Source organism: Aquabacterium humicola, assembly GCF_030167915.1.
Lineage (GTDB): Bacteria > Pseudomonadota > Gammaproteobacteria > Burkholderiales > Burkholderiaceae_C > Pseudaquabacterium > Pseudaquabacterium humicola.
The window spans coordinates 321,689-347,607 of sequence record NZ_JARGNB010000001.1; the positions used below are offsets into that span (position 1 = coordinate 321,689).

The 25,919-nt window shown below is 69.6% G+C and carries 28 protein-coding genes; 14 read left to right on the forward strand and 14 right to left on the reverse strand.

The features are described from left to right. Positions 1-2: 2 nt before the first annotated feature. Positions 3-710, forward strand: a complete 708-nt coding sequence (gene pncA / locus P1K89_RS01440) for a bifunctional nicotinamidase/pyrazinamidase (protein WP_284614569.1) — start codon at positions 3-5, stop codon at positions 708-710. Positions 711-928: 218 nt separating this feature from the next. Further along, positions 929-1,657: a response regulator gene (locus P1K89_RS01445; protein ID WP_284614570.1), complete on the forward strand. Its 729-nt coding sequence runs from the start codon at positions 929-931 to the stop codon at positions 1,655-1,657. Here P1K89_RS01445 and P1K89_RS01450 read toward each other — a convergent pair. Beyond that, complete coding sequence (locus tag P1K89_RS01450; RefSeq protein WP_284614571.1) at positions 1,601-3,403, reverse strand: sensor histidine kinase; 1,803 nt, start codon at positions 3,401-3,403, stop codon at positions 1,601-1,603. The two genes, P1K89_RS01445 and P1K89_RS01450, sit on opposite strands and share 57 nt — an antisense overlap. 4 nt (positions 3,404-3,407) lie before the next feature. Next, a complete protein-coding gene (locus P1K89_RS01455) occupies positions 3,408-4,310 on the reverse strand; it encodes an AEC family transporter (RefSeq protein WP_284614572.1) in 903 nt (300 codons plus the stop codon). Positions 4,311-4,387: 77 nt separating this feature from the next. Between P1K89_RS01455 and P1K89_RS01460 the strand changes: the two genes are divergently transcribed. The 3 genes from P1K89_RS01460 (at position 4,388) to xerD (ending at position 7,014) form a co-directional block, all read left to right on the forward strand. Further along, a complete protein-coding gene (locus tag P1K89_RS01460) occupies positions 4,388-5,011 on the forward strand; it encodes a chalcone isomerase family protein (protein WP_284614573.1) in 624 nt (207 codons plus the stop codon). A 70-nt stretch (positions 5,012-5,081) separates the two neighbouring features. Next, positions 5,082-6,056 (forward strand): tripartite tricarboxylate transporter substrate binding protein BugE, encoded by a 975-nt coding sequence (locus tag P1K89_RS01465; RefSeq protein ID WP_284614574.1) that lies wholly within the window; start codon positions 5,082-5,084, stop codon positions 6,054-6,056. A 28-nt stretch (positions 6,057-6,084) separates the two neighbouring features. Continuing rightward, complete coding sequence (gene xerD, locus P1K89_RS01470) at positions 6,085-7,014, forward strand: site-specific tyrosine recombinase XerD (protein ID WP_284614575.1); 930 nt, start codon at positions 6,085-6,087, stop codon at positions 7,012-7,014. 30 nt (positions 7,015-7,044) lie between these two features. Here xerD and P1K89_RS01475 read toward each other — a convergent pair whose 3' ends face one another. Then, the gene (locus tag P1K89_RS01475; protein ID WP_284614576.1) at positions 7,045-7,923 is read right to left on the reverse strand and encodes a dienelactone hydrolase family protein; all 879 of its coding nucleotides are present in this window, start codon (positions 7,921-7,923) and stop codon (positions 7,045-7,047) included. An 89-nt stretch (positions 7,924-8,012) separates the two neighbouring features. Between P1K89_RS01475 and P1K89_RS01480 the strand changes: the two genes are divergently transcribed. After that, positions 8,013-8,939, forward strand: coding sequence for a LysR family transcriptional regulator (locus P1K89_RS01480; protein ID WP_284614577.1), 927 nt, complete (start codon positions 8,013-8,015; stop codon positions 8,937-8,939). Between the two features lie 22 nt (positions 8,940-8,961). Here the strand turns inward: P1K89_RS01480 and P1K89_RS01485 are convergent, their stop codons facing one another. Next, positions 8,962-9,420 carry an Lrp/AsnC family transcriptional regulator gene (locus tag P1K89_RS01485; protein ID WP_284614579.1) on the reverse strand — a complete coding sequence of 153 codons (459 nt, stop codon included), beginning with the start codon at positions 9,418-9,420 and terminating at the stop codon, positions 8,962-8,964. Between the two features lie 179 nt (positions 9,421-9,599). Between P1K89_RS01485 and P1K89_RS01490 the strand changes: the two genes are divergently transcribed. The 5 genes from P1K89_RS01490 (at position 9,600) to P1K89_RS01510 (ending at position 14,118) form a co-directional block, all read left to right on the forward strand. Then, the gene (locus P1K89_RS01490; RefSeq protein ID WP_284614580.1) at positions 9,600-10,199 is read left to right on the forward strand and encodes a MarC family protein; all 600 of its coding nucleotides are present in this window, start codon (positions 9,600-9,602) and stop codon (positions 10,197-10,199) included. 125 nt (positions 10,200-10,324) lie between these two features. Next, positions 10,325-11,101 carry an ABC transporter substrate-binding protein gene (locus P1K89_RS01495; RefSeq protein ID WP_284614581.1) on the forward strand — a complete coding sequence of 259 codons (777 nt, stop codon included), beginning with the start codon at positions 10,325-10,327 and terminating at the stop codon, positions 11,099-11,101. 158 nt (positions 11,102-11,259) lie between these two features. Then, entirely contained in the window at positions 11,260-12,048 is a 789-nt protein-coding gene (locus P1K89_RS01500) for an amino acid ABC transporter permease (RefSeq protein ID WP_284614582.1), read from the forward strand. Next, entirely contained in the window at positions 12,045-12,785 is a 741-nt protein-coding gene (locus P1K89_RS01505; protein ID WP_284614583.1) for an amino acid ABC transporter ATP-binding protein, read from the forward strand. The genes P1K89_RS01500 and P1K89_RS01505 overlap by 4 nt, the downstream gene beginning before the upstream one ends. Before the next feature lie 52 nt (positions 12,786-12,837). Continuing rightward, entirely contained in the window at positions 12,838-14,118 is a 1,281-nt protein-coding gene (locus P1K89_RS01510) for a DcaP family trimeric outer membrane transporter (RefSeq protein ID WP_284614584.1), read from the forward strand. 51 nt (positions 14,119-14,169) lie between these two features. Here P1K89_RS01510 and P1K89_RS01515 read toward each other — a convergent pair whose 3' ends face one another. Both P1K89_RS01515 and P1K89_RS01520 read right to left on the reverse strand, forming a co-directional pair. Continuing rightward, a complete protein-coding gene (locus tag P1K89_RS01515) occupies positions 14,170-15,681 on the reverse strand; it encodes a M81 family metallopeptidase (protein ID WP_284614585.1) in 1,512 nt (503 codons plus the stop codon). Next, entirely contained in the window at positions 15,678-16,481 is an 804-nt protein-coding gene (locus tag P1K89_RS01520; RefSeq protein WP_284614586.1) for a ferritin-like domain-containing protein, read from the reverse strand. Before P1K89_RS01520 ends, P1K89_RS01515 begins: the two co-directional genes overlap by 4 nt. Before the next feature lie 33 nt (positions 16,482-16,514). Between P1K89_RS01520 and P1K89_RS01525 the strand changes: the two genes are divergently transcribed. Continuing rightward, the gene (locus tag P1K89_RS01525; protein ID WP_284614587.1) at positions 16,515-17,039 is read left to right on the forward strand and encodes a gamma carbonic anhydrase family protein; all 525 of its coding nucleotides are present in this window, start codon (positions 16,515-16,517) and stop codon (positions 17,037-17,039) included. 34 nt (positions 17,040-17,073) lie between these two features. Next, entirely contained in the window at positions 17,074-18,054 is a 981-nt protein-coding gene (hslO, locus tag P1K89_RS01530) for an Hsp33 family molecular chaperone HslO (protein WP_284614588.1), read from the forward strand. Between the two features lie 3 nt (positions 18,055-18,057). On the opposite strand, the gene P1K89_RS01535 is transcribed toward hslO, so the two are convergent. After that, entirely contained in the window at positions 18,058-18,741 is a 684-nt protein-coding gene (locus P1K89_RS01535; RefSeq protein ID WP_284614590.1) for an AAA family ATPase, read from the reverse strand. A gap of 4 nt (positions 18,742-18,745) precedes the next feature. Beyond that, the gene (locus P1K89_RS01540) at positions 18,746-19,426 is read right to left on the reverse strand and encodes a Crp/Fnr family transcriptional regulator (RefSeq protein WP_284614591.1); all 681 of its coding nucleotides are present in this window, start codon (positions 19,424-19,426) and stop codon (positions 18,746-18,748) included. Between the two features lie 137 nt (positions 19,427-19,563). Between P1K89_RS01540 and P1K89_RS01545 the strand changes: the two genes are divergently transcribed. Continuing rightward, positions 19,564-20,712, forward strand: a complete 1,149-nt coding sequence (locus P1K89_RS01545; RefSeq protein ID WP_284614592.1) for an ABC transporter substrate-binding protein — start codon at positions 19,564-19,566, stop codon at positions 20,710-20,712. 9 nt (positions 20,713-20,721) lie between these two features. Here the strand turns inward: P1K89_RS01545 and pnuC are convergent, their stop codons facing one another. The 6 genes from pnuC to pyrG form a co-directional block, all read right to left on the reverse strand. Then, complete coding sequence (gene pnuC, locus P1K89_RS01550; protein WP_284614593.1) at positions 20,722-21,342, reverse strand: nicotinamide riboside transporter PnuC; 621 nt, start codon at positions 21,340-21,342, stop codon at positions 20,722-20,724. A gap of 19 nt (positions 21,343-21,361) precedes the next feature. Beyond that, entirely contained in the window at positions 21,362-21,634 is a 273-nt protein-coding gene (gene ftsB, locus P1K89_RS01555) for a cell division protein FtsB (protein WP_284614594.1), read from the reverse strand. 34 nt (positions 21,635-21,668) lie between these two features. Continuing rightward, a complete protein-coding gene (gene eno / locus P1K89_RS01560; protein WP_284614595.1) occupies positions 21,669-22,955 on the reverse strand; it encodes a phosphopyruvate hydratase in 1,287 nt (428 codons plus the stop codon). Positions 22,956-23,048: 93 nt separating this feature from the next. After that, entirely contained in the window at positions 23,049-23,342 is a 294-nt protein-coding gene (locus tag P1K89_RS01565) for a DUF1330 domain-containing protein (protein ID WP_284614596.1), read from the reverse strand. 12 nt (positions 23,343-23,354) lie between these two features. After that, a complete protein-coding gene (gene kdsA, locus P1K89_RS01570) occupies positions 23,355-24,212 on the reverse strand; it encodes a 3-deoxy-8-phosphooctulonate synthase (protein WP_284614597.1) in 858 nt (285 codons plus the stop codon). Further along, a complete protein-coding gene (pyrG, locus tag P1K89_RS01575) occupies positions 24,209-25,867 on the reverse strand; it encodes a CTP synthase (RefSeq protein WP_284614598.1) in 1,659 nt (552 codons plus the stop codon). Before pyrG ends, kdsA begins: the two co-directional genes overlap by 4 nt. Positions 25,868-25,919 lie beyond the last annotated feature (52 nt).

The following is a 25,919-nucleotide window of genomic DNA, read 5'->3' on the forward strand; positions in this document are numbered from 1 at the left end:
GCATGGCCACGATCCAACGCCGCGCGCTGCTCGGTGCGCTGTCCCTCGCCGCGCTGCCCGCGTGGAGCGCCGGCAAGATCAAGCCCGGCGCGAACAGCGCGCTGATCGTCGTCGACGTGCAGAACTGCTTCGTCACCGGCGGCACGCTGCCGGTGGCGAAGGGCGAGGAGGTGGTGCCGGTGATCAACCGCATCGCCGCCGGCTTCCCGAACATCGTGATCACGCAGGACTGGCACACGCCGGGCCATGCGTCCTTCGCCAGCGCGCACGGCGGCAAGAAGCCCTTCGAGACCACGACGCTGAAGTACGGCCAGCAGGTGCTGTGGCCCGACCACTGCGTGCAGGGCAGCGACGACGCGGCGCTGCACAAGGACCTGAAGCTGCCGACCGCGCAGCTGGTGATCCGCAAGGGCTTCAACAAGGCGGTCGACAGCTACTCGGCCTTCGAGGAGGCCGACCGCAAGACCTCGACCGGCCTCGCTGGGTACCTGAAGGCGCGCGGCATCAAGACCGTCTTCGTCGCCGGACTGGCGACCGACTTCTGCGTCGCGTGGACCGCGATGGACGCGCGCAAGCTCGGCTTCGAGACCTACGTGATCGAAGACGCTAGCCGAGGCATCGACTTGAACGGCTCGCTGGCCGCGGCGTGGAAGTCGATGGCAGCCAAGGGCGTCAAGCGCATCCAGTCGGGCGACCTCGACATCGCCTGAAGGCGCCACGGCGCTGGCGGGTTTCCCGGCCCCTGCAACCAGGGCGAGGGGCCGGGTCCGCTTTGCTCTCTCCTCCCCAGGCCGAGACCGTGTGACTGGGCCGAACTGTCGCCGGCGCCGCCGCGCCTGACCATCCGACAAATGCTCGGCCACCCCCGCGAATGCGTACCCGACAAATGTCCGGTCACGCAGCGCGGCGGCGCTTCTATCATCGATGCATGAATGTGCCGGCGCCGAAGTCGATCCTGCTGCTGGAGGACATGGCCATGGTCCGCGGCGGTATGAAGGCGCTGATCCAGCTGGCCGAACCGCGGGCGCAGGTGGTCGAGGCGGGCAGCTACCGCGAGGCCGTGGCGCAGCTCGATGCGCGGGCCTTCGACATCGCCTTCCTCGACATCGACCTGAAGGACAGCGAGCACACCGGGGTCGACGTGCTGCGCCATCTGCACGAGCACGCGATGCCGACGCTCGCGATCATGCTGTCGGCCGTCAACGACCGATCGACGGTGATGGCCTGCATCGATGCGGGTGCCTGCGGCTATATCCTGAAGGACATGGCGCCGAGCGCGTTCGAGCCGTTCAGCGCCGAAGACGTGTTCCGTCGCGCGATCGAAACCGTGCTGGGCGGCTGCCTCTACCTGCCGGCGTCGGTGCTCGGCCGCGGCGGTTACGTGCCGTCGACCCCGCTGCAGCGCCCGGTCGTCGGCGCCGCAGCGCTCGGCCTGACGCCGCGCCAGTGCGAAGTGCTGTACTACATCTGCCAGGGCCTGCCGAACAAGTCGATCGCCGACCGCATGGGCATCGCGGAAGGCACCGTGCGCAAGGACTACGTGACCGCCATCTACCAGTGCTTCGGCGTCCGGCGCCGCACGGAGTTGATCATCGAGATCTCACGCCGGGGCATCGTCGTCGCCGCGCCTGGCGCGTGCGAGCAGGTTCTGCAGTGATCCGATCACGCGCGCCGGATCGGCGTGCGGCTGCAGCAGGTCGATCGGGATCGTGTGGCCGTAGGCCGCCTGGATGACGGCGGCCACCGCGGCCGGCTCGGCCGCCCGGGGATCGATCAGCACCAACTCGGCTTCGTAGGGCATCTCCTCCAGCAGCGCGGGCAGCTCGGCCAGCGTGGCCGCTTCGCACAGGTGGCCCGCGCGCGACAGCGCCGCGGCCAGCGAGTCCCGTTCCGGCGACGCGGGCATCACGACGATCACGGCGAAGGTGCCGGTGCGGCGATCCCGCGCCGCCGGCTCGGGCAGCTCTGGCCCCTGGCCGAGCGGCAGGTCGATCGAGAAGCGGGTGCCGCGGCCGGGCGCGGACGTCACCACGAGCTGGTGCTCGGACAGCGTCGCGATCATCGCGTTGACGATGGACAGCCCGAGCCCGACGCCGCGCTGGGGATCGTCCGTCGCTTGACCGGCCTGGAAGAACGGGCGGAAGACCTTGGCCAGGTCGTCGGCGGCGATGCCGATGCCGTTGTCGACGACGTCCATGCGCACCCGCGTCGGCAGGCGCACGAGGCCGATGACGACCTGGCGGGCGTTCTTGGCCGGATCGGCGTACTTGATCGCGTTGTAGACCAGGTTCTCGAGGATGCGGCGCGCGAACGTGCGGTCGCTGCGCACCATGGCCGGCCGGTCGCAGCGCAGGAGCCGCACGCTCACCGAGGTGCGGGCGGCCGTGCCCGCGGCCAGCCAGGCGATCGCGCGCACGAGCTCGGCGAGGTCGAAGTGCTCGTAGTTCGGCACGCGCTCGGCCGCTTCGAGCGTCGACAGCTCGAGCACCGCGGCGAAGGTCGTGCGCGTTTCGTTCGCCGCGGCTTTGGCGGCGACGAGCAGCTCGTGCACGCGCGCGTCCGCGCTGGCGCGCGCACCGGCGCTGGCGGCGTCGAGGTAGTTGCCCAGCGCCTGCATCGGCTGGCGCAGGTCGTGCGCCGCCTCGGCGAGGAACTTCGACTTCGCGCGGTTGGCCTGCAGCGCGGCGTTGCGCTCGCGCTCCTTCTGCAGCACCAGCAGCTCGGTCGCCTGCTCGACGTCGCGGCGTGCCTGCCGCTCATCGTCCACCGCGCGTTCGAGCAGGCGCTCGCGCGTGAAACGATCGCGCTCGTACAGTTCCAGGCGCACGCAGATGCTGTGGCAGATCAGCACGAGCGGCAGCGCCGACAGCGTCCACAACGCATCGACCGTCTCCGACAGCCCGTTGAACAGCGCCAGCTGACCGAGGATCACCGCCCCCGAGGCCGCCGCCGGCCGCGACAGGATGTGCGTGAACGCGAACAGTCCGATCACGATGACGAAGCCGCCGGGGTAGTAGGCGCTGTAGCCGATGGGGTAGGGCACCACCACCAGCGCCATCGCGAATTCCGCGCCCGTCATCGTCAGCCCGGCCAGCAGGATCGCGAGGGTCCAGCGGCGCTCGTCGCGCAGCACGCGGGTGAACGACAGCGCCAGCGTCGCGAGCAGCAGCGCCGCGACCGCCAGCCGCACCGGAATCGCCACGGCCGCGTGCACGTCGTCGATCTCGAGCGGCAGGAACGCCAGCCAGACGAAGACGGCGAAGATCAGCGTCACCTGGCGAAAGGGCGCGAAATGCTCGCAGTGCTGTTGCAGGAAGCGGCGCTCGGTCTCGGCCGGAAAACGGTGCGGGAACAGCAGCGTGGTCGCTGCCGCGCGCCGGATCGGGCCCGCCGTCGATCGCATCGCGCTACCGGAGCAGGCCCAGCAGCGCCAGCGCCATCGGCAGCCCCAGCATGCCGATCAAGGTCGACACCGTGACCAGCCCCGCGACGTAGCTGCCGTGACCGCCCATGCGGGTGGCCAGCACGTAGGCGCTGCTCGCGGTGGGCAGCGCCGCGAACGCGACGAGCACCGCCTGCTGCCCGGGCGGCAGCCCGAGGCCCAGCGCCAGCGCGATCGCCACGGCCGGGAGCACGGCATGGCGGATCGCCATCAGCGCGGCGGCCAGGCCCGGCCCCTCGCGCAGCGCACCGAACCGCAGGCCGGCGCCGACCGCCATCAGCCCCAGCGGCAGTGCGGCGCCGCCGATGCGGTTCAAGGTGATCGACGCGATCTCCGGCAGCTGCAGGCCGGCGAGGTTGGCCGCCAGTCCCGCGGCGGTCGCGAGGATGAGCGGGTTGCGCACCAATTCGCGCAGGTAGCCGTGCCCGCCGGCGCGTGCCAGCGGCCACACGGCCGCGATGTTGCACAGCGGCACGCACAGCGACACCAGCAGCGCCTGCCAGGCCAAGCCCTGCGCGCCGGCCAGCCGTTCGGCCAACGCGAGGCCGACGTAGGAATTGAAGCGGAAAGCCGTCTGCGCGCCCGAGGCGTGCAGGCGATCGTCGACGCCCGGGGCATGACGCAACGCATACGCGAGCACCACGCCAGTGGCGATCACCGCCACGCCGGCCCCGCCGAAATGCAGCGCGGTGCCCGGATTGATCGGGTTGCGCACGATCGCGTTGAACAGCAGCGCCGGGAACAGCAGGTAGTAGACGAGGCGCTCGGCGCCGTCCCACACGCTGCGGTCGAGCAGCGTGTGGTGGCAGATCAGGTAGCCGCAGACGATCAGCGCGAAATCGGGCAGCAGGACCAGCAGGTCGGGCATCGGCGCAGTGTGCCAGCGCGTTTCAAGCGGCTACGGTGTGTCGGCGAACTGCGGGGGCCGGACGTTGTCGAAGTGCGATGAATCCATCCTCCCCTTCGATCCGACGGCGCCGCGCCGTCTGCGGCCTGCTGGCGGCCGGTGCGCTGGCGCTGGCCTGCGGCCCGGCCGGCGCCGCGCCCCTGACGCAGGTCGGCGGCGTGCGTTTCGCGCCCGACCTGCAACTGGCCGGCCAGGCGCTGTCGCTCAATGGCGCCGGGCTGCGCGCGATCCCGCTGCTGACCGGCTTTGCCGCGGCGCTGTACGTCGGCCGCCGCAGCGACGACCCGCGCCAGCTCGTCGAGCAGCCGGGTGCGAAGCGGCTGCAGATCCGCATGCTGCTCGACGTGCCCGCCGAGGAGTTCGTCAAGGCCTTCCACAAGGGCGTGGCGCGCAACACGCCGGCGCCCGAGCAGCCGCCGCTGGCCGAGCGCATGGAGCGCTTCGACGGGCTGCTGCGCCGGATCGGCAAGGTGAAGAAGGGCGACCTCGTCAACCTCGACTACGTGCCCGGCCAGGGCCTGCTGTTCAGCCACAACGCCCGCCTGCTGGGGCCGGCCATCCCCGGCGAGGATCTGTATGGCGCATTGCTGCGCGTCTTCATCGGCGAGCGCCCGGTCGATCCCGAGCTGAAGGCCGGATTGCTCGGCCGCGGCGGCGCCTGATCGGCTCGCCGTTCGTCGCCTCTGCACGCTCGTTGCAGAATCGCCCATTCCCGACCCGGAGACCGACCCGATGAAACCGTCGTTGAAGAAGTCCTTCGTGATGCTCACGCTGGCGGCCGCTGCGCCGCTGGCGGCCTGGGCGCAGGCGTATCCGAACAAGCCGGTCAAGCTGGTCGTGCCGTTTGCCCCGGGCGGCACCACCGACATCATCGCGCGGGTGGTCGCGCAGCAGATCCAGGCGGCGCTGGGCCAGCCGATGATCGTCGAGAACAAGGCCGGCGGCGGTGGGTCGATCGGTGCCACCGAAACGGCCCGTGCGGCGCCCGACGGTTATTCGCTCGGCATGGCCACCGTGTCGACGACCGCCGCCAACCCGGCGATCAACCCGAAGATCGCCTACGACCCGCTGACCGACTTCACGCCGATCACCAACATCGCCGCGACGCCGAACGTCATCGCGGTGCACCCGTCCTTCCCGGCGAAGGACTACGCGGCCTTCATCGCTGAACTGCAGAAGAACCCCGGCAAGTACAGCTATGCCAGTTCGGGCGCGGGCGGCATCGGCCACCTGCAGATGGAGCTCTTCAAGAGCATGTCGAAGACCTTCATCACGCACATTCCGTACCGCGGCGCGGGCCCGGCGCTGAACGACACCGTCGCCGGGCAGGTGCCGATCATCTTCGACAACCTGCCGTCGGCGCTGCCGTTCATCAAGGACGGCCGCCTGATCCCCATCGTCGTCGCCGCGCCGCAGCGCCTGTCCGTGCTGCCCAACGTGCCGACCTTCGCCGAGGTGAAGCTGCAGCCGGTCAACCGCATGGCCTATTACGGCGTCTACGGGCCGAAGGGTCTGCCGAAGGAGGTCGTCGACAAGGTGCACGCGGCGATCAAGAAGACCGTCGATCTGCCCGACGTGAAGAAGCGCATCGAGGACACCGGTTCGCTGATCGTGTTGAACACGCCGGCCGAGTTCGCCGAGCAGATCAAGGGCGAGCTGGTGACCTACAAGAAGGTCGTGCAGCTGCAGAGGCTGACGCTCGAGTGATCGTCGCCTGAGCGCGCCCGCATCGTCGATGGAGCCGCTCGAGCCGGTCGAGCCGCGCTGCGTGCGCGACAGCCGCGCTTCGATCGACCGGTTCGTCGACGCGCTGTGGATCGAGGACGGCCTGGCGCGGCTGACGCTCGAGGCCTACCGGCGCGACCTGAACCTGTACGCCCTGTGGCTCGGCGGCGAAGGCGGCGGCCGCGCGCTGGATGCCAGCACCGAGGTCGACCTGCTGGGCTACATCGCCGCGCGCCATGCCGAGTCGCGCGCGACGACGGCCAACCGCAGGCTCACCGTCTTCAAGCGTTATTTCAGGTGGGCGGTGCGCGAGCGTCTGGTGCCGGCCGACCCGACGATGCGGCTGGGCAGCGCCCGCCAGCCGATGCGCGTGCCCAAGACGCTGAGCGAGGCCCAGGTCGAGGCGCTGCTCGCGGCCCCCGACATCGAGGACGTGCTCGGCCTGCGCGACCGCGCGATGCTGGAGCTGATGTACGCCTCGGGCCTGCGCGTGTCGGAACTGGTCGAGCTGAAGACCGTGCGCATCGGCCTCAACGAGGGTGTCGTCAGCGTGCTCGGCAAGGGCAGCAAGGAACGCCTGGTGCCGTTCGGCGCCGAGGCGCATGCCTGGATCGAGCGCTACCTGGCCGAGAGCCGCCCGGCGATCCTGAAGGGCCGGCACAGCGACGCGCTGTTCGTCACCAGCCGCGGCGCCGGCATGACGCGGCAGATGTTCTGGACGCTGGTCAAGCGCCACGCGCTGGCGGCCGGCATCCATGCGCCGCTGTCGCCGCACACCTTGCGCCATGCGTTCGCCACGCACCTGCTGAACCACGGCGCCGACCTGCGCGCGGTGCAGATGCTGCTGGGCCACGCCGACATCTCGACGACGACGATCTACACGCACGTCGCGCGCGAGCGGCTGAAGCAGCTGCACGCCCAGCACCATCCGCGCGGCTGAATGCAGCGCCGGCGCTGCGACGACGACGGGTCAGGGCCGCAGCACGTCGTGCACGAAGGCGGCGGTGGCGTCGCGCGCGGCCGGCAGGTTCAGCAGCGTGTGCGGCGCACCGGGAATCAGCAGCACGGCCGCGCGCGGGTGGCCGTCCAGCGCCCGGGCGCAGTGACCCGCGGCCTGCGCATTGCCGAGCCAGGTGTTGCGTGGCGAGAAGTACGGATCGCTGCTGCTGATCACGTTGAGCACCGGCAGGGCCGGCGCCAGCGCGGTGCGGTGGCCGTCGACGAAGTAGTTGTCCTCGCACGACCAGGCGTAGAGCAGCCGTCCCGCGAAGCCCGCGCCGTCGTGGCGCGCGACGGCCACCGCGCCTTCGCTGGTGCCGGCCAGCAGCAGGCGCCGGTGGTCGGCCCAACTCGCCCGGCGCAGGGCCTGCAGCGCGGGGTCGATCTCGCTGGCCCGCAGCGCATGCAGCCGCTCGTAGACCGCGCGTTCGATCGGCGACTGGTAGACCAGCCGGTCGGGCAGCGCGAACGAATCGGGCGCGACGCTGGCGATGCCCAGCCCGGCGAGCCAGCGCTGCCAGTCGGCGATGGCCTTCAGCCCGAGGCCGGACGAGCCGTGCAGGAACACCACCACCGGCACCTGGGCACCGCGGGTGGCGGGCTGCTGCGACCAGGGGCCGAGGTAGACCTCGCCGCCGGTGACCGCCGCCGGCAGCGCCAGCTGGGCGCGCGTCAGCGTGGCGTCGCGTGACGCGGCGGTGTGCGCGGTCGCGCGGCCCTGCGTGGTGCCGGCGGGTGCCGGCGGCGGTCCGCTCGCGCAGGCGCCGAGCCAGGACGCGACGGCCAGCGCGGCGAGGGCGAGGCCGCTGCGCGGGGGGCGGGTGGGGTGCGGGATGGGGGACGCCGGCATGCTGGGCTCCGTGAGGCGACGGGTGCACTCTAGGCAGCGGTCGGTCAAACGTGAACTGCATAATGTGGCGACATTCATGTCGACATTGCATGAATCTGACCCAGCGCCAGCTCCAGCTCTTCACCGTCACCGCGGACACGCTGAACCTCTCGCGTGCGGCCGAGCGCCTGCATCTGTCTCAACCGGCGCTGTCGCGCGCGCTGCAGGCGCTGGAACAGCAGCTCGGCGTCGTGCTGTTCCACCGCAGCACCCGGCAGTTCGGGCTCAGCGCCGACGGCCGCCGCTTCCTGCCGCATGCGAAGCGCCTGCTCGACGATCTGCGGCAGGCGGTGTCGGTGCTGCAGGGCCGCGATGCCGAGTTGTCCGGCGGCATCGCGTTGTGCGTCGGCACCGCGTTCGGCTGCACCGTGCTGCCCGAGGCGCTGCGCAGCTTCGCGATGCAGCACCCGGCCGTGCGCGTGCAGCTGATCGATGCCAACAGCGGGGCGATCACCGCGGCGGCGGTGGCCGGCGACGTCGACCTGGGCATCGGTTCGGTGCTGGGCCAGGCGCCGGGCATCACCGCCGAGACGCTGCTGTCGGCGCCGCTGGGCCTGATCTGGAACCCGGCCGTGCACCGGCTGCCGCCGCGCCCGACGCCGCGCAGCGCGATGGACTGGCCGCTGATCAAGGAGTCCGAGGACACCAGCATCATGCAGCTGCTGCGGGCACACGGCTCGGACTGGGCGCGCACGATGGAAGGCGGCATCGAAACCTCGAGCCTCGCGCTGCAGCTGTCGCTGGTGCAGGCGGGTGTCGGCGTCAGCGTCGTCTCGGCGCTGGGCGCCAGCCATCCGCAGGCGGCCGGGCTGCGGTTCGCGCCGTTCGCGCCGGCGATCGAGCGACACGTGCAGGTGATGGCCCGGCGCGACCGGCCGCTGCGCCCGGCCGCGCGCCGGCTCGTCGAGGTGCTGAAGCAGACCCTGGCGGGCGGTGGCCTGCCGCTGCACCGGCGCGTCCGCGTGGCCGATCAGTAACGTCGATAAGAGGCGGCCGACGTCACACCGGCAGCGGCGCCGCCGGCTTGACCTCTTCCATGCAGATCATCGAGCGCACGTCGGCGATGCCGGGCGTCTGCATCAGCCGGTCGGTCAGGAACTGCGACAGGCTCTTCAGGTCCGGCGCCACCACCTTCAGCAGGTAGTCGTAGTCGCCGGAGACGGTGTGGCACTCGAGGATCTGCGCGAAGCTGCGGATCGTCGCCTCGATCTCGCGCACGCGGTCGAACTTGCCGCCGTCGATGTTGAGGCTGACGTAGGCGACCACCTGGTAGCCCAGCTTGTCGCCCTGCACCAGCGCGCGATAGCCGCGGATCACGCCGCGCTCTTCCAGTGCACGGACCCGGCGCAAACATTGCGGTGCGGACAGGTGCACCTTGGCCGCGAGGTCGACGTTCGACATGCGGCCATCGGCTTGCAGGTACGAAAGGATCTTTCGGTCGATGCTGTCCAGATCCATGGTGACGACTAATGCCTCAACTTCGATGAAACATTATTGCGTATCGCATCGAATCGATGCAGCAAGTGGAAAGCATCTTTCGCACCGCGATCCCTACCATCGCGCACTGTTGTCGGGACGCCGCAGCCGCGGTCGATGGTCGACGGGCGCGACGGGGCCGAGGGGTACGATGAAAAACCATGGATCACAGCTTCTGGTCGGCATTGGTGCTGTTGCTGCTGGTGCTGGATCCTTTCGGCAGCCTGCCGATCTTCATCTCGGTGATGGGCGGCGTGGCGCCGCAGCGCAAGGCCAGGGTCGCCCTGCGCGAGGTGCTGATCGCCTTCGCGGTGCTGCTGGCCTTCATGCTCGCGGGCCAGGGTTTCCTCGCGCTGATGCGGCTGTCGGAGCGGTCGCTCGAAGTGGCCGGTGGCGTGATCCTGCTGATCATCGCGATGCGCATGATCTTCGCGGGTGGCGAAGCGGTGTACGCCAGCGATGCGGCGCGCGAACCGCTGATCTTTCCGCTGGCGGTGCCGCTGCTGGCCGGGCCGTCGGCAATGGCCACCGTGCTGCTGCTGGCGTCGCGCCAGCCCGACCGCATGTGGCACTGGGTCGGTGCGCTGACGCTCGCGATGGCCGTGTCCGGCACCGTGCTGGTGGCGGCCGATCGCATCCGGCGCTGGCTCGGCTCGTCGATGGTCTCGGCGATCGAGAAGCTGATGGGCCTGGTGCTCACGGCCATCGCCGTCGAAATGATTCTCGCGGGCCTCAAACGCTATTTTTTCGACGCCGCCTGAAACTGATTTCCGCGTGATTCACGGGGTTGCCACTCCTAGAATCCGCCCCCAGCCGAAACAAGGCCATTCCTCGCGTTTTCCCTAGATCTGTTCTCTCTCGAAGACCCATGAAAGGTGTCCACGCCATGAAGCTGCTGCAGTCGCTGACCCGACGCGCCCTGATCACCGTTGCCCTGGCTGGCATGGCGGTCACGGTGCAGGCCCGTTCCTTCGACGACATCAAGAAGGACGGCAAGATCGTCATCGCGACCGAGGGCCAGTTCGCACCGTTCAACTTCTTCCAGGGCTCGAAGCTGACCGGCTTCGAGGTCGAGGTGGCCGAGGCGATCGCCGCGAAGATGGGCCTGAAGGTCGAATGGAAGGCGCTGTCCTTCGACGCGCTGCTGACCGGCCTGCGCCAGGACCGCTGGGACATGGTGATCGCCTCGCACGGCATCACCGACGAGCGCGCGAAGGCCGTGACCTTCACCGAGCCGCACTACTGCTCGGGCGGCGTGATCATCACCAAGAAGCCCGAGATCAAGACCGCGAAGGACCTGGCGGGCAAGGTCATCGCGGTGCAGACCGGCACGACCTACCAGGAAAACGTCAAGAAGGTCAGCGCGGTCAAGGAGATCAAGAACTTCCCGCAGGACACCGATGCGCGCGCCGCGCTGGTGTCCGACCGTGTCGACGCGTGGGTCACCGACCGCTTCGTCGCGATGAACTCGCTGTCGGCCAACCCCGGCGCGGGCCTGAAGATGGGCGACTTCCTGTTCATCGAGCGCATCGCGTCGGCGGTGGCCAAGGGCAATACCGGCCTCGCCGGCGAGATCAACAAGGCGCTGGCGGCGATCCAGGCGGACGGCAGTTATGCCGCGATCTCCAAGAAGTACTTCAACGACGATATCCGCTGCAAGTGAACGAGGCGCCCGCAGGGCGCCGAGTGATGCGACCGGCCCAGTGAACCGGTCGCACTGACGAGGGGACCGGCGCGCGCGCCGGCATGACCTGCAAGCCGCGCGCTTGAGGGCGCCGCGCCGATGGTGCGGCGGCCGTTCCCGCAGGAGGAGCCACGATCGTGGACCGAGTGCTTTCGATATGGCCGGCCGGGTGGTCGCGCCAGCAGCGCAGCAGCGCGACGATGTTCAGCGCGTCGGTGCTGCTGATGCTGATCCTGTGGCTGATCCCGATTCCCTTGTCCTGGGCGCCGGAGCCGATCGGCAACAACGCGCAGTTGTTCGCCGAAGGCACGCGCGTCACGGTGCAGCTGACGGTGGTGGCCGGCGTCATCGGCGTGCTGCTGGGCGTGACGGCGGCGCTGGGCAAGGTGTCGCGCTTCGCGCCGCTGCGCTGGATCGCGGGCTTCTACATCTGGGTGATGCGCGGAACGCCGCTGCTGGTGCAGGTGCTGTTCGTCTACTTCGCGCTGCCCGAGGTGCACCCGCTGTTGCGCATGAGCGAGTTCACCGCCGCCTGCATGGCGCTCGCGTTGAACGTCGGCGCCTACAACGCCGAAGCCATCCGCTCGGGCCTGCTCGCGGTGCCGAAGGGCCAGATCGAGGCGGCGCGCTCGCTGGGCCTGAACCGCTGGTACACGTTCGTCGACGTGACCTTCCCGCAGGCCTTCAAGATCTCGCTGCCGCCGCTGGTCAACAACATCGTCGCGCTGCTGAAGGACTCGTCGCTGGCCTTCACGATCGGCGTGGTCGAGCTGACGAATGCCGGCTCGCAGGTCAAGAGCACCTCGTTCCAGGCGGTGCCGGTGTTCATCGCGACAGCAGTCATTTACCTGGTGCTGACCACGGTGATGACCCAGATATCGGATGCGGTCGAGCGCCGCTTCGACGTCGAGGGGAAGCTGGGATGAATTCGAACGCCCTCATCACCGTCGACCACGTCAACAAGCACTTCGGCCCGCACCATGTGCTTCGCGACGTGACGACGCATTTCGACGCCGGCAAGGTCACCGTGATCCTCGGCGCGTCGGGCTCGGGCAAGAGCACCTTGCTGCGCATGCTGAACCGACTGGAGACGCACGACTCGGGCCGCATCGTCGTCGACGGCATCGAGGTCAACGACAACCATGCGGCGCTCGACAAGCTGCGCGCCGAGGTCGGCATGGTGTTCCAGCAGTTCAACCTGTTCCCGCACCTGACGGTGCTGGACAACGTGACGCTCGCGCCGCGGCGCGTGCGCAAGATGGACCGGGCGGCGGCCGAGGCGAGGGCGCTGGAGCTGATCGACCGCGTCGGCCTGAAGGCGCATGCGCACAAGCACCCCTTCCAGCTCTCGGGCGGGCAGCAGCAGCGTGTGGCGATCGCCCGCAGCCTGGCCATGCAACCGAAGGTGCTGCTGTTCGACGAGCCGACCTCGGCGCTCGACCCCGAGATGGTCAAGGAAGTGCTCGACGTGATGAAGGGCCTCGCGAAGACCGGCATGACGATGCTCGTCGTCACCCACGAGATGGGCTTCGCGCGCGAGGTCGCCGACCGCGTGCTGTTCCTCGACCAGGGCTGCATCGCCGCCGATGCGCCACCGGCGCAGTTCTTCGGCGCGCAGGACAACGAGCGCATCCGTTCGTTCCTCGGCCAGATCGCGCATTGACAACCGATTGACAAGACTTCCGTCGCTATCGACACAGGAGAAGGTGAAGAAGATGAAGACCAAACCCACGCTGATCGGCCTCGTCGCCTCGCTGCTCGTGCTGGGCAGCGCGCCCGTTCTGGCGCAATCGAACGCGGTGCTCGACGAGCTGCGCGAGGAGATCCGCAAGCTGCGCGCCGAAGTCAACGAGCTGAAGAAGCAGAAGGCCGCCGAAGCCAAGCCCGCCGACGCCAGCGGCTGGGGCGAGCGCATCGAGCAGCTCGAGATCAAGAGCAAGGACGCCGTGGTGCTCGGCGACATCGGCGGCAGCTTCCGCCTGCCGGGCTCGGAGACCTCGCTGCGCTTCTACGGCTACGCCGAGACGCATGCGATCCACGACTTCCGCGAGGTCGGCTCGAGCGACTTCTTCACCGACCTGATGTACACGCCGGTGCGCGGCTCGGCGCAGAAGGGCAAGACCAAGTTCACCGCGGCGACCTCGCGCTTCGGCTTCGAGTCGTCGACGCCGACGGACCTGGGCGCCTTCAATGCCAAGGTCGAGGCCGACTTCTACTCGTACGGCAGCAGCACGCGCAACCGCCTGCGCCTGCGCCACGCCTACGGCGAGTACGCCGGCTTCCTGGTCGGCCAGACCTGGTCGACCTTCATGGACCTGGACAATCTGCCGGAGACGGTGGACTTCAACGGTCCGATCGGCGCGCCGTTCTCGCGCCGCGCGATGATCCGCTACACCTACAACAACCCGCAGTTCGCGAAGCTGACCTTCGCGCTCGAGGACCCGGAAGACCAGTTCGGCGGCGGCAGCGCGAACGAGCGCATGCCGCAGTTCGTCGCCCGCTTCGACAAGAGCTTCGACTGGGGCGCGATCAACGTGCGCGCGCTGGCGCACGAGAAGCGCAGCGCCGGCGAGACCAAGCGCGGCTTCGGCTTCGGCGTGGGCGGCAGCTTCAAGCTCGGCGACAGCGACCTGCTGATGGGCCAGTTCGCGCGCGTCGACGGCGACATCGACCAGATGTACGGCAGCAACGGCTACGACATCGATGCCGACACCGGCGCGATCACCTTCGACAAGAACAAGGGCATCGTGCTGGGCTGGGCGCACACCTACAGTGGCCAGCTGCGCGGCACGGTGGCCTTCGGCCACAACCGCGCCGAGCGGGCCACCGCGCTGGCCGACAACAAGCGCCTGTCGCAGCTGTTCGTCAACCTGATCTACTCGCCGATCAAGAACATCGAGCTGGGCGCCGAGCTGATCGTCGGCGACCGCAAGACCTTCCTCGGCGAGAAGGGCCAGATGCGGCGCGTCGACCTGATGGGGCGCTACAGCTTCTGATCCGGCGCCTCGGCGCAACGAACGACGCGGGCCTCGGCCCGCGTTTGTCTTTCAGGGCCGCCGCGCCGTCGTCGCCGGCAGCTTCGTCCAGGCGAGGTCCTCGGGATCGGCCGCCATCGGCCCCGGCGCCTTGGCGACGAGGATGCTGTGCGCGATCGGCTGGAACGCGGCGCGAAAGTGCACCGAGCTCTTGACGACGATCACGGCCATCTCCGAGGGCTGCACGCCGAGGAAGCGGCATAGGTCCAGGTCCAGCATCTGGCACTTCGCGCTGGCCAGCAGCACCTGCACGCCGTCGACGTCGATGCGCGCGCACGGCCCCAGCCGCACGGTGCTGCCGGCGGTCATCGGGCCGTGCAGCGGGATCGTGCCGTCGCTGATCGCCTCCACGCGTACTTCACGTGTCAGCGCTGCATCGGTCGGCTCGCCGCGGTAGTCCTTGACCGAGCGGCCGAACGTCAGGGTCAGCGTCGTGCCGACGCCGGCCGCATGCGCCGCGGCGGCGGCGTCGGGATCGAACAGCAGGCCCAGCGCGATGCGGCCCGGGAAGCGCCGTCCGGCGCCTTCGGCCAGCAGCGCATGCAGCATGCCGGTGGTATTGCTGTCGCCGCCCGCGCCGGGGTTGTCCTGCGTGTCGGCGATGACGACAGGCGCCGAGGCCCCTTGCGCGCGCTGCAGCGCCTCGCGCACCGCGTCGCGCGGCAGCAGCCACTGCAGCGCGAATTCGCTGCGGCGTGCGTTCACCGCCGCGGCCAGCGCCTCGACCGCGCGCCCGACGGCCGCCGCGTGCTCGCCATGACCGAAGACCACCGGCCCGCAGTCGGCGATATCGGCGGCCGGGAAGCCCATCGCGAATTCCAGCTGCACGCCGTGCTCGCGCTCCAGCGCGTCGAGCGTGCGCATCAAACCGGCCGCGGGTTCCAGCAGCGTGCACTGCGTGTTCAGCGGCAGCAGGTAGGGCAGGCGGCGTGACGCGGTGTGCAGCGGCCGCGCGCCGGGCGCCAGCCGGCGCGCCATCGCCGCCACCGCCGCGTGGCCGCGCTCGCGCATGTCGACGTGGGGGTAGGTGCGGTAGACGAAGAAGGCATCCGCGTGGCGCAGCATGCGTTCGCTGACGTTGGCGTGCAGGTCCAGGGTCGCGATCAGCGGCATGTCGGGGCCGACCACCGCGCGCAGGCGCTCCAGCAGTTCACCCTCGGTGTCGTCGACATGCTCGGCGACACCCGCGCCATGCAGGTCGAGCAGGATGCCGTCGATGCGGCCGGCGGCCGCCCGCAGGTCCTCGACCATCTCCGCGGCGATGCGCTCGAACGCGTCCTTCGTGACGTGCGCCGATGGTGTCGCGCCGGCCCACACCGACGGCACCAGCGTCCAGCCGCGCTCGCGCGCCGCGGTGATGAAGCCCGACAGCGGCAGGCTTCCCGGCGCGATCAGCTCGACCATCGCGTCGCCGCGCGCATACGCCGGGTAGGACGAGCCGCGGTTGAACGCCGCCCAGTCGGCCTGGCTCGGTGCGAAGGTATTGGTCTCGTGCTGGAAGCCGGCAATGAAGATACGGGTCATGGATGGGCCTGGGTGAGGTAGGCGATCTCGTCGTCGGTGAAACCCGCGTCGCGGCGCGCACCGAGGTTGTAGGGGCCCTTCAGCCGCGGCGCCGAATGGCGCGCCAGCAGCTCGGGATAGATTGCGACCGGGTCCAGCCCGTCGCGCTCGCACAGCCAACGGTACCAGCGGTTGCCGATTGCCACGTGGCCGATCTCGTCGCGCAGGATCACGTCGAGGATCTCGACCGCGCGCATGTCGCCGGCCTTCGCCAGCTTGGCCTGGATCGGCGGCGTCGCGTCCAGGCCCCTGGCCTCCAAAGTACGCGGCACCAGCGCCATGCGGGCGACGATGTCGTGCTTCGTGCTGTCGGTCATGCGCCAGAGGCCGTCGTGGGCGTCGAAGTCGCCGTAGTCATGGCCGAGCGATTGAAGGTGCTCGCGCAGCAGCGTGAAGTGCAGGGCCTCCTCGCCGGCCACTTGGAGCCAGTCGCGGTAGAACTCGGGCGGCATGCCGGCAAAACGCCACACCGCATCGAGCGCGAGGTTGATCGCGTTGAACTCGATGTGCGCGATCGCGTGCAGCAGCGCGGCGCGGCCGGCCAGCGTGAACGGCGAGCGCCGCGGCACCTGGTCCGCGGCGACGAGGCGCGGCCGCGGCGGGCGGCCGGGCAGGGCGGCCTCGTCGGTGCCGAGGGCCGCGTCCGGGTCGATCGACAGCTCGCCCGCGCGTGCGGCCTGCAGCAGCGCCCGCGCCGCCTCGGCTTTCGCGGCGGGGTCGGCGATCAGAAGCACCTGCAAAGCTTGCGGTCGGAGCTGCATCCTTAAAATGATACTTTTGTACGAGGGCCGCGCATGGCGATCTATCAACTCGGGGAACGCATTCCCCGCATTCCCGCCAGCGCCTGGGTGGCCGACAGCGCGCAGGTGATCGGCGAGGTTACCCTCGGCGAGCATGCCGCGGTCTGGTACGGCGCGGTGATCCGCGGCGACAACCACGGCATCGTGATCGGCGCGCGCAGCAACGTGCAGGAGAACGCGGTGCTGCACACCGATGCCGGCATCACGCTGACCGTCGGCGACGACGTCACCATCGGCCACCAGGTGATGCTGCATGGCTGCACGATCGGCGACGGCTCGCTGATCGGCATCCAGGCCGTGGTCTTGAATGGCGCCCGCATCGGCCGCAACTGCCTGGTGGGCGCCGGCGCGCTGGTCACCGAGGACAAGGAATTTCCCGACGGCGTGCTGATCGTCGGGTCGCCCGCCAAGGTGTCGCGCGAGCTGACACCCGAGCAGATCCAGCGCCTGAAGCTCAGTGCTGCGCATTACGTGCAGCAGCAGCAGCGGCATCGCAGCCTGTTGAAGCGCATCGATTGAGCGCATCGATCAGACGCATCGACCGAATCCACCGATGGACCAACTCCACAAGTTCCTTTTCGAAGGCCTCGCCGTGCGGGGCATGCTGGTGCGCCTGGACGGCAGCTGGCGCGAGCTGCTGGCGCGCCGCACCAGCGCGCACGATGGCGGCCACGCGTTCCCGGCGCCGGTGCGTTCGCTGCTCGGCGAGATGGCCGCGGCGACCTGCCTGATGCAGTCGAACCTGAAGTTCAACGGCGCGCTGATCCTGCAGGTGTTCGGCGACGGGCCGGTCAAGCTGGCGGTGGCCGAGGCGCAGCCCGACCTGAGCTTCCGCGCCACCGCGAAGGTGGTCGACGAGGTGCCGCCGACCGCCCAGCTCGAGGCGATGCTCAACGTGCACGGCAAGGGCCGCTGCGCGATCACGCTGGACCCGAAGGACCGCTTGCCCGGGCAGCAGCCCTACCAGGGCGTGGTGCCGCTGCATGGCGATCGTCGCGAACCGTTGCAGAAGCTGTCCGATGTGCTGGAGCACTACATGCTGCAGTCCGAGCAGCTGGACACCAAGCTGGTGCTGGCGGCCAACGACGAGATTGCCGCCGGGCTGCTGGTGCAGCGGCTGCCGGTCACCGGCGAATCCAACCTCGCCGGGGGTGTCGCGGTGTCCCGTGACGAGGACCAGATCGGCCGCAACGAGGATTTCAACCGCATCGCGCTGCTCGCCGGCACGCTGACGCCCGAGGAACTGCTGACACTGGAGCCGGAGGTCGTGCTGCGCCGCCTGTTCTGGCAGGAGCAGCTCGCGCGTTTCGAGCCGCTGACGCCGCGCTTCGCGTGCAGCTGCTCGCGCCAGCGCGTGGGCGGCATGCTGCGCGGGCTGGGCCGCGGCGAGATCGACTCGATCATCGCCGAGCGCGGCGATGTCGAGATCGGCTGCGACTTCTGCGGCCAGCAGTACCACTTCGACCCGGTCGACGTCGGCGAATTGTTCACGCCGGGGCGCGACCAGCCGCCGGCCAGCACGGTCGTGCAGTAGTCCCTAACGCCTTTCCGGCGCGGCCAGGCGGCGCAGCGCGTGCTCGCAGTCCGGGGCGTCGCAGTCGCAGGCCCAGCGCCAGGCCGGCTCGGCCGCCTCGCGTTCGGCCAGCCGGGTGAAGAGGCCGCGGCGCGGCGCTTCGAGATCGCGCAGCAGCGGCGTGATCGCGTCCAGCGCCGCGTCGAGCCGGGCCTCGCCCGTGCCGGCGATCGAAGCCCACGGCAGCCGCGCGCCGATCAGCAGGCCGCGCAGCAGCGCATCGACGGGCTCGCGCACGTGTTCGCCGTCGCGCTGGTGGCCGTCGGCCACCCACGGCAGGTCGAGCGCCGTCAGCAGGGTCAGCGCGCAGCCGCGCTGCCAGTCGAGCGCTTGCGCATGCAAGGAACGGTCGGCGAACAGGTACTCGCTGTAGACGCTGATCGTCAGCGGCGTGGTGTCGGCGATGACGATCGCATGCCGCGCCGCGGCCTCGTCGATGCGCCGCGCCTGCTCGGCGGCGATGCCGGCCTGCTCGTCGGGCCGCGGCGTGCGGCCGGCGGCGTCGCACCATTCGCGCAGCACCTCGGGCACCCAGGCGACGGCCAGGCCGGTGTGCTCGGCCAGGCGTTCGGCCGCGGCCCGTGCGAGCCAGGTCTTGCCGGTGCTCTCGGCGCCGACGATGGCGATGCGCAGGCCGGGTGTCGACACGGGCTCAGGCGACGCCGGCATAACTGCGCAGGCCGTTGACGTCCAGCACCGTCAGCCCGCGGGTTTCGGGCTTCAGCAGCCCGGCATCGGCCAGGTGCTTCAGCGCGATGTTCACCCGCTGCCGCGACAGCCCGCAGAGCAGGCCGATCTCGGCCTGGTTGAGGTCGACGAAGGCCTCGCGGTCGGGGTAGAGATCGGGGTGGAACAGCGCGCCGATGCAGCGCGCGACCTGGGCATCGGCGTCCATCAGCCGGCCGACCTCGAGCATGCCGATGAACAGGCTCAGTCGCGCGTTCATCAAGTGCTGCAGGTAGTGGTTGAAGGGCAGGCTGGTCTGGCGCAGCCATTCGAAGGTGGCGGCCGGCACCAGCACCAGGCGGCTGGGGCGCAGCGCGATGACGTCGTAGCGCCGCGCCTCGCGCTTGAGCAGCGAGCCTTCGCCGAACCAGGCCGCGGTGCTGACGCCGCTCAAGCTGGACACTCGCCCGTCGGCCGACATCACCGACATCTTCAGCAGCCCCTCGGCCAGCCCGATCCAGTGCGTCGCCGGCTCGCCCATGCGCGCGACGTAACCCTGCGCGGGCACGCAGCGTTCGTTCGAGTGGGCGATCACGCGGTCGAGCTCGTGCGGCGTGAGCACGCGGCCCCAGGCCGAGGCCTCGATCAGGGTGGTGACGGATTTCATGCTTGGCGGGCGCCGCTGCGGTGCCTACGGGTTAGCCCCGGGCCGCGTGGCGGTTCATTGTCGTTGCAACGACAGACAAGCGACAGACGCCGCTTCCAGACTGCCGGCCCAGGAACGGGAATTCTAAGGAGAGGGACATGGAACGTCGGCTTGGGAAAGACCTCCGCGCCGCTGCGCTGCTGGTGTGCGGCATGGCGATCGGTGCGGCCGCGTGCGCGGCGCCGGCGCAGCCCGCGGACGAGCTGCTGATCGGCCAGTCGGCCGCCTACAGCGGCCCGCTCGGCGAGCTTGGACTGGAGGCGCGGCGCGGCGCCGAGCTGTGCCTGGCGCAGGTCAACGCGCAGGGCGGCGTGCACGGCCGCAAGCTCAGGCTGGTGGCCATCGACGATGCCTACGACCCGGCGCGCACCGAGGCCAACGTGCGCCAGCTGATCGACGAGCAGCAGGTGTTCGCGCTGATGGGCGTGATGGGCACGCCGAACAACGAGAAGGTGCTGCCGCTGATCGCCGGGAAGAAGGTGCCGGTGGTCGCGCCGCTGACCGGCGCGACCTCGATCCGCAAGGCCGAGTTCGACAACGTCTTCCACGTGCGCGCGAGTTATGGCGACGAGGCCCGCAAGATCGCGCAGCACCTGGCGACGATCGGCACCACGCGCATCGCGGTGATCCGCCAGAACAACGGCTTCGGCCGCGACGTGCTCACCGCCCTGGAGGCGGAGCTCGCGACGCGCCAGATCAAGCCGGTGGCGGTCGCGACGGTCGAGAACGACGCATCGGACGCGGCCGCCGCGGTGGCCAAGGTGCTGGGCAGCGATGCCAATGCCGTCGTGCTGGCCACGGCCGGCAAGCCGACGGTCGAATCGATCAAGGGCATCAACCAGGGCCGCAAGGGCTTGCCGATGTACGCGCTGTCGGTGATGGGCACGCGCGGCGCGCTGAAGGCGCTGGGCGCCGACGGGGTCGGCGTGGTCGTCGCGCAGGTGATGCCTTACCCGTGGAACGCCGCGATGCCGCTGGTGCGCGACTACCAGCAGGCGATGGGCACGCAGGCGGCCGGCGAGTACTCGTACATGAGCCTCGAGGGCTGTCTCAACGCGCGCGTGCTGGCCGAAGGCCTGCGCCGCGCCGGGCCGAACCCGACGCGCGAGAAGCTGATCGCGGCGCTGGCCGGCATGCGCCAGTTCGACATCGGCAAGCTGCAGCTGGGCTTCGCGAAGAGCCCCTACGTCGCGTCGAGCTACGTCGAGCTGTCGATCATCGCGCCGGGCGAGCGCTTCAGGCGTTAGGACGCCGCGTCAGGCCGAGGCGGCCTGCGGCGCGGGCAGCTTCTGCCGCCACGCACGCCAGCCGATCGCGGCCATCACCGCGAACAGCGCGTAGAGCGCGACCGTCAGCCACAGGCCCTTGATCGCGAACAGGCCGACGCTGAAGACGTTGACCGCGATCCACACCGGCCAGTTCTCGACCAGCTTGCGCCCGAGCAGGAACTGGCCGGCGAGGCTGCCGACGGTGGGCAGCGCGTCGAGCCAGGGCACGTCGCTGTCGGTGGCGGTGGCCAGCAGCAGCGCGAGCGCCGGCCACGCGGCGAGCGTCGCGATGGCGGCCTGCCAGCGCTGGCGCACCGTCAGCACGTGCACGACCAGCGGCCCGCCCTCGGCGCCATGGCCGCGCAGCCACTGCCACCAGCCCCAGACCGCGACGACGATGAACACCAGCTGCAGCGTCGCTTCGCCATAGAGCTTGCTGTGTGCAAACAGCAGCGCGTACATCGCCGAGCTGGCCATCGCCAGCGGCCACGCCAGCGGATTGACCTGCCAGTTGCACACGACCATCCAGACCGCCAGCACGCAGGCGGCGATCTCCAGCCACGTGATCGGGCTGCCCCAGACGGTGAAGGCCTCGGCGAACAGGTTCAACGCAAACGTCGATGCGGGTTCAGCGCTTCGTGACCTGGACGAAGATCTCGTCCGGCTTGACCATGCCGAGCTCGCTGCGCGCGCGGTCCTCGACCATCTCGAGGCCCATGCGCAGATCGTCGACCTCGGCGGCCAGGCGCGCATTGCGCTGGCGCTGCGCCTCGTTCTGCTTCAGCTGGGCGTCGAGCTGGCCCTGCAGGCGCAGCGCGTAGGGCTTGCCGCCGTCGCCGAACCACAGCTCCGCATGCACCAGCGCCAGCAGCGCGAGCAGGGCGAGCGTGAGCAGGCGCATGGGGTGTGGACGGCGGACGGCGGGGGGCCGGCGATCAGCGCAGGTTGTAGAACGCCGAGCGACCGGGGTAGATGGCGATGTCGCCCAGGTCTTCCTCGATGCGCAGCAGCTGGTTGTACTTGGCCATGCGGTCCGAGCGCGACAGCGAGCCGGTCTTGATCTGGCCGGCGTTGGTGCCCACCGCGATGTCGGCGATCGTCGAGTCCTCGGTCTCGCCGGAGCGGTGGCTGATGACGGCCGTGTAGCCGGCGCGCTTGGCCATCTCGATCGCGGCGAAGGTCTCGGTCAGCGTGCCGATCTGGTTGATCTTGATGAGGATCGAGTTCGCGATGCGCTTGTCGATGCCTTCCTTCAGGATCTTCGTATTGGTGACGAAGAGGTCGTCGCCGACCAATTGAACCTTCTGGCCCAGGCGTTCGGTCAGGTGTTTCCAGCCATCCCAGTCGCCTTCGGCCATGCCGTCCTCGATGCTGATGATCGGGTACTTGTCGACCCAGGTCGCGAGCATGTCGGTCCAGGCCGGCGCGGCGAGCTTCAGGCCGCCTTCGCCCTCCAGCACGTACTGGCCATCCTTGTAGAACTCGCTGGCCGCGCAATCGAGGCCGAGCGCGATCTGCTCGCCGGCGGTGTAGCCGGCCTTGTCGATCGCTTCCAGGATCATCTGGATCGCGGCTTCGTGGTTCTCGACGCTGGGCGCGAAGCCGCCTTCGTCGCCCACCGCGGTGCTCATGCCCTTGGCGTCGATGATCTTCTTCAGCGCGTGGAAGACCTCGGCGCCGTAGCGCACCGCCTCGCGGAAGCTCGGCGCGCCCACGGGAATGATCATCAGCTCCTGCAGGTCGAGCGTGTTGTTGGCGTGCGCGCCGCCGTTGATGACGTTCATCATCGGCACCGGCATCTGCATGCCGCCCGAGCCGCCGAAGTAGCGGTACAGCGGCAGGCCGGATTCTTCGGCCGCGGCGCGCGCGACGGCCATCGACACCGCCAGCGTCGCGTTGGCGCCGAGGCGGCTCTTGTTGTCGGTGCCGTCGAGGTCGATCAGCGTCTTGTCGAGGAAAGCCTGCTCCGAGGCGTCGAGGCCGAGCACCGCTTCGCTGATCTCGGTGTTGATGTGCTCGACGGCCTTCAGCACGCCCTTGCCGAGGTAGCGCGACTTGTCGCCATCGCGCAGCTCGATCGCCTCGCGGCTGCCGGTGGAGGCGCCCGAGGGCACGGCGGCGCGGCCCATGGTGCCGCTTTCCAGCAGCACGTCGCACTCGACGGTGGGGTTGCCGCGGCTGTCGAGGATTTCTCGGCCGACGATGTCGACGATGGCGCTCATTCAATGGTCTCCGGGGAAGTGGAAAACGGGCGGCGCGGATGTTGCCGTGCAGGGGTTACATGCGCGCATCAAGGCGGAAGGGCCGTGGGGTGGCTACGACGGCACGCCGTCGACGACGATCATGCGCATCACGCCGGCGCCTTCGCGCAGCGACCTCGCATGGGTGTAGGTCTCGCTGGCATAGAAGGCCTTCGCGGCGGCGCGGTCCCTGAACTTCAGCACGACGAGGCGGCTCGGCGTCCAGGGGCCTTCCAGCACCTCGAACTCGCCGCCGCGCACGAGGACCTCCGCCCCGTGCTCCTGCATCGCCTTGGTGCTCCACTCGCGGTACTTCGCCATCCTGTCGGCATCGGTCACGGTCACGTCGGCGATGATGTAGGCGGCCATGTAGTTCCTGGGTTAGCAGCTGAAGTCGTTTTCGAGCAGCGGCTGGGTCTTGATGACGCGGTCCAGCGCCACCAGCTGTTCGAGCAGCGCGCGCATGTGCTTCAGCGGCACCGCGTTCGGGCCGTCGGACAGCGCGTTGGCCGGGTCGGGGTGCGTCTCCATGAAGAGGCCCGCGATGCCGACGGCCACCGCCGCGCGCGACAGCACCGGCACGAACTCGCGCTGGCCGCCGGAGCTGGTGCCCTGGCCGCCCGGCAGCTGCACCGAGTGGGTGGCGTCGAAGACCACCGGCGCGCCGGTCTCGCGCATGATCGCCAGCGAGCGCATGTCGGAGACCAGGTTGTTGTAGCCGAAGCTCGCGCCGCGTTCGCAGGCCATGAAGCGGTCTTCGGACAGGCCCGCCTCCTTCGCCGCTGCACGGGCCTTCGCGATCACGTTCTTCATGTCGTGCGGCGCGAGGAACTGGCCCTTCTTGATGTTCACCGGCTTGCCGCTCTTCGCGACCGCATGGATGAAATCGGTCTGGCGGCACAGGAACGCGGGCGTCTGCAGCACGTCGACGACCGCCGCGACGTCGGCAATCTGGTCCTCGGCATGCACGTCGGTCAGCACCGGAAGCCCAAGCTGGCGCTTCACTTCGCCGAGGATGCGCAGGCCTTCCTGCATGCCGGGCCCGCGGGGCGCGGTGCCGCTGGAGCGGTTGGCCTTGTCGTAGCTCGACTTGAAGATGAACGGGATGCCCAGCGCCTGCGTGATCTCCTTCAGCCGGCCGGCGACGTCGATCTGCAGCTGCTCGGACTCGACGACGCAGGGGCCGGCGATCAGGAAGAACGGGCGGTCGAGGCCGACCTCGAATCCACAGAGCTTCATGCGGCGGCCCGCTCCAGCTTCTGGCTGCGTTGCGCCTGGCGGTCGAGCGCGGCCTGGATGTAGCTGATGAACAGCGGGTGGCCGTCCCACGGCGTGCTCTTGAACTCGGGGTGGAACTGCACGCCGACGAACCACGGGTGCTGCGACTGCGGCAGCTCGACGATCTCGGTCAGCTGCTCGCGCTGCGTGATCGCCGAGATCACCAGGCCCGCCTGCTGCAGGCGCTCCAGGTAGTGCTCGTTGGCCTCGTAGCGGTGGCGGTGGCGCTCGGTGACCACGCTGCCGTAGATGCGGTGCGCGAGCGTGCCGGCCTTGACGTCCGAGCTCTGCGCGCCCAGGCGCATCGTGCCGCCGAGGTCGGAGTTCGCGTGGCGCTTCTGGATCGTGCCGTCGCGGTCCTGCCATTCGTCGATCAGCGCGATCACCGGATGCGGCGTGTTGGGATCGAACTCGGTGGAGTTGGCGTCGGCCAGGCCCGCGACATGGCGCGCGTACTCGATTGTCGCCACCTGCATGCCGAGGCAGATGCCCAGGTAGGGCACGCCGTGCTCGCGCGCGTACTGCGCGGCGCAGACCTTGCCCTCGATGCCGCGCTTGCCGAAGCCGCCGGGCACCAGGATGGCATCGAAGCGTTCGAGCTGCGATGCCGACTGCGGGTTGAGCGTCTCGGAATCGACGTACTCGATGCGCACGCGCGCATGGTGGTGGATGCCGGCGTGGCGCAGCGCCTCGTTCAGCGACTTGTACGAGTCCGACAGGTCGGTGTACTTGCCGCACATCGCGATCGTCACCTCGCGCTGCGGATGCAGCACCTCGTGCACCAGGTGGTCCCAGCGGCGCAGGTCGGCCGGGCGCGTCAGCAACTGCAGCTTCATGCAGATCAGCTCGTCCAGGCCCTGCTCGTGCAGCAGGCGCGGCACCTTGTAGATGGTGTCGACGTCCCACATGCTGATCACGCCATGGGCGGCGACATTGGTGAACAGTGAGATCTTCTCGCGCTCGTCGGCCGGCACCTCGCGGTCGGCGCGGCACAGCAGCACGTCGGGCTGGATGCCGATCTCGCGCAGCTTCTGCACCGTGTGCTGCGTCGGCTTGGTCTTCAGCTCGCCGGCGGCGGCGATGTAGGGCACGTAGGTGAGGTGCACGAACGCGGTGTGCTGCGGCCCGAGCTTCAGGCTCATCTGGCGCACCGCTTCGAGGAAGGGCAGCGACTCGATGTCGCCGACCGTGCCGCCGATCTCGACGATCGCCACGTCCACCGATTCGGCACCGCGGCGCACGAACTCCTGGATCTCGTTGGTGACGTGCGGGATCACCTGCACCGTCTTGCCGAGGTAGTCGCCGCGGCGCTCCTTCTCGAGCACGCTCTTGTAGACCTGGCCGGCGGTGAAGTTGTTCGAGCGCTTCATCCGCGTGGTGATGAAGCGTTCGTAGTGGCCGAGGTCGAGGTCGGTCTCGGCGCCGTCGTCGGTGACGAAGACCTCGCCGTGCTGGAACGGGCTCATCGTGCCCGGATCGACGTTGAGGTAGGGGTCCAGCTTGATCAGGGTGACCTTGAGGCCGCGCGATTCGAGGATCGCAGCCAGCGAGGCCGAAGCGATGCCCTTGCCGAGGGAGGACACCACACCGCCGGTGACGAAGACGTACTTGGTCATGTCATGCGCATCCGGCACCCCGTCGGAAGCGGGTGATGCACAAATGCTCTGG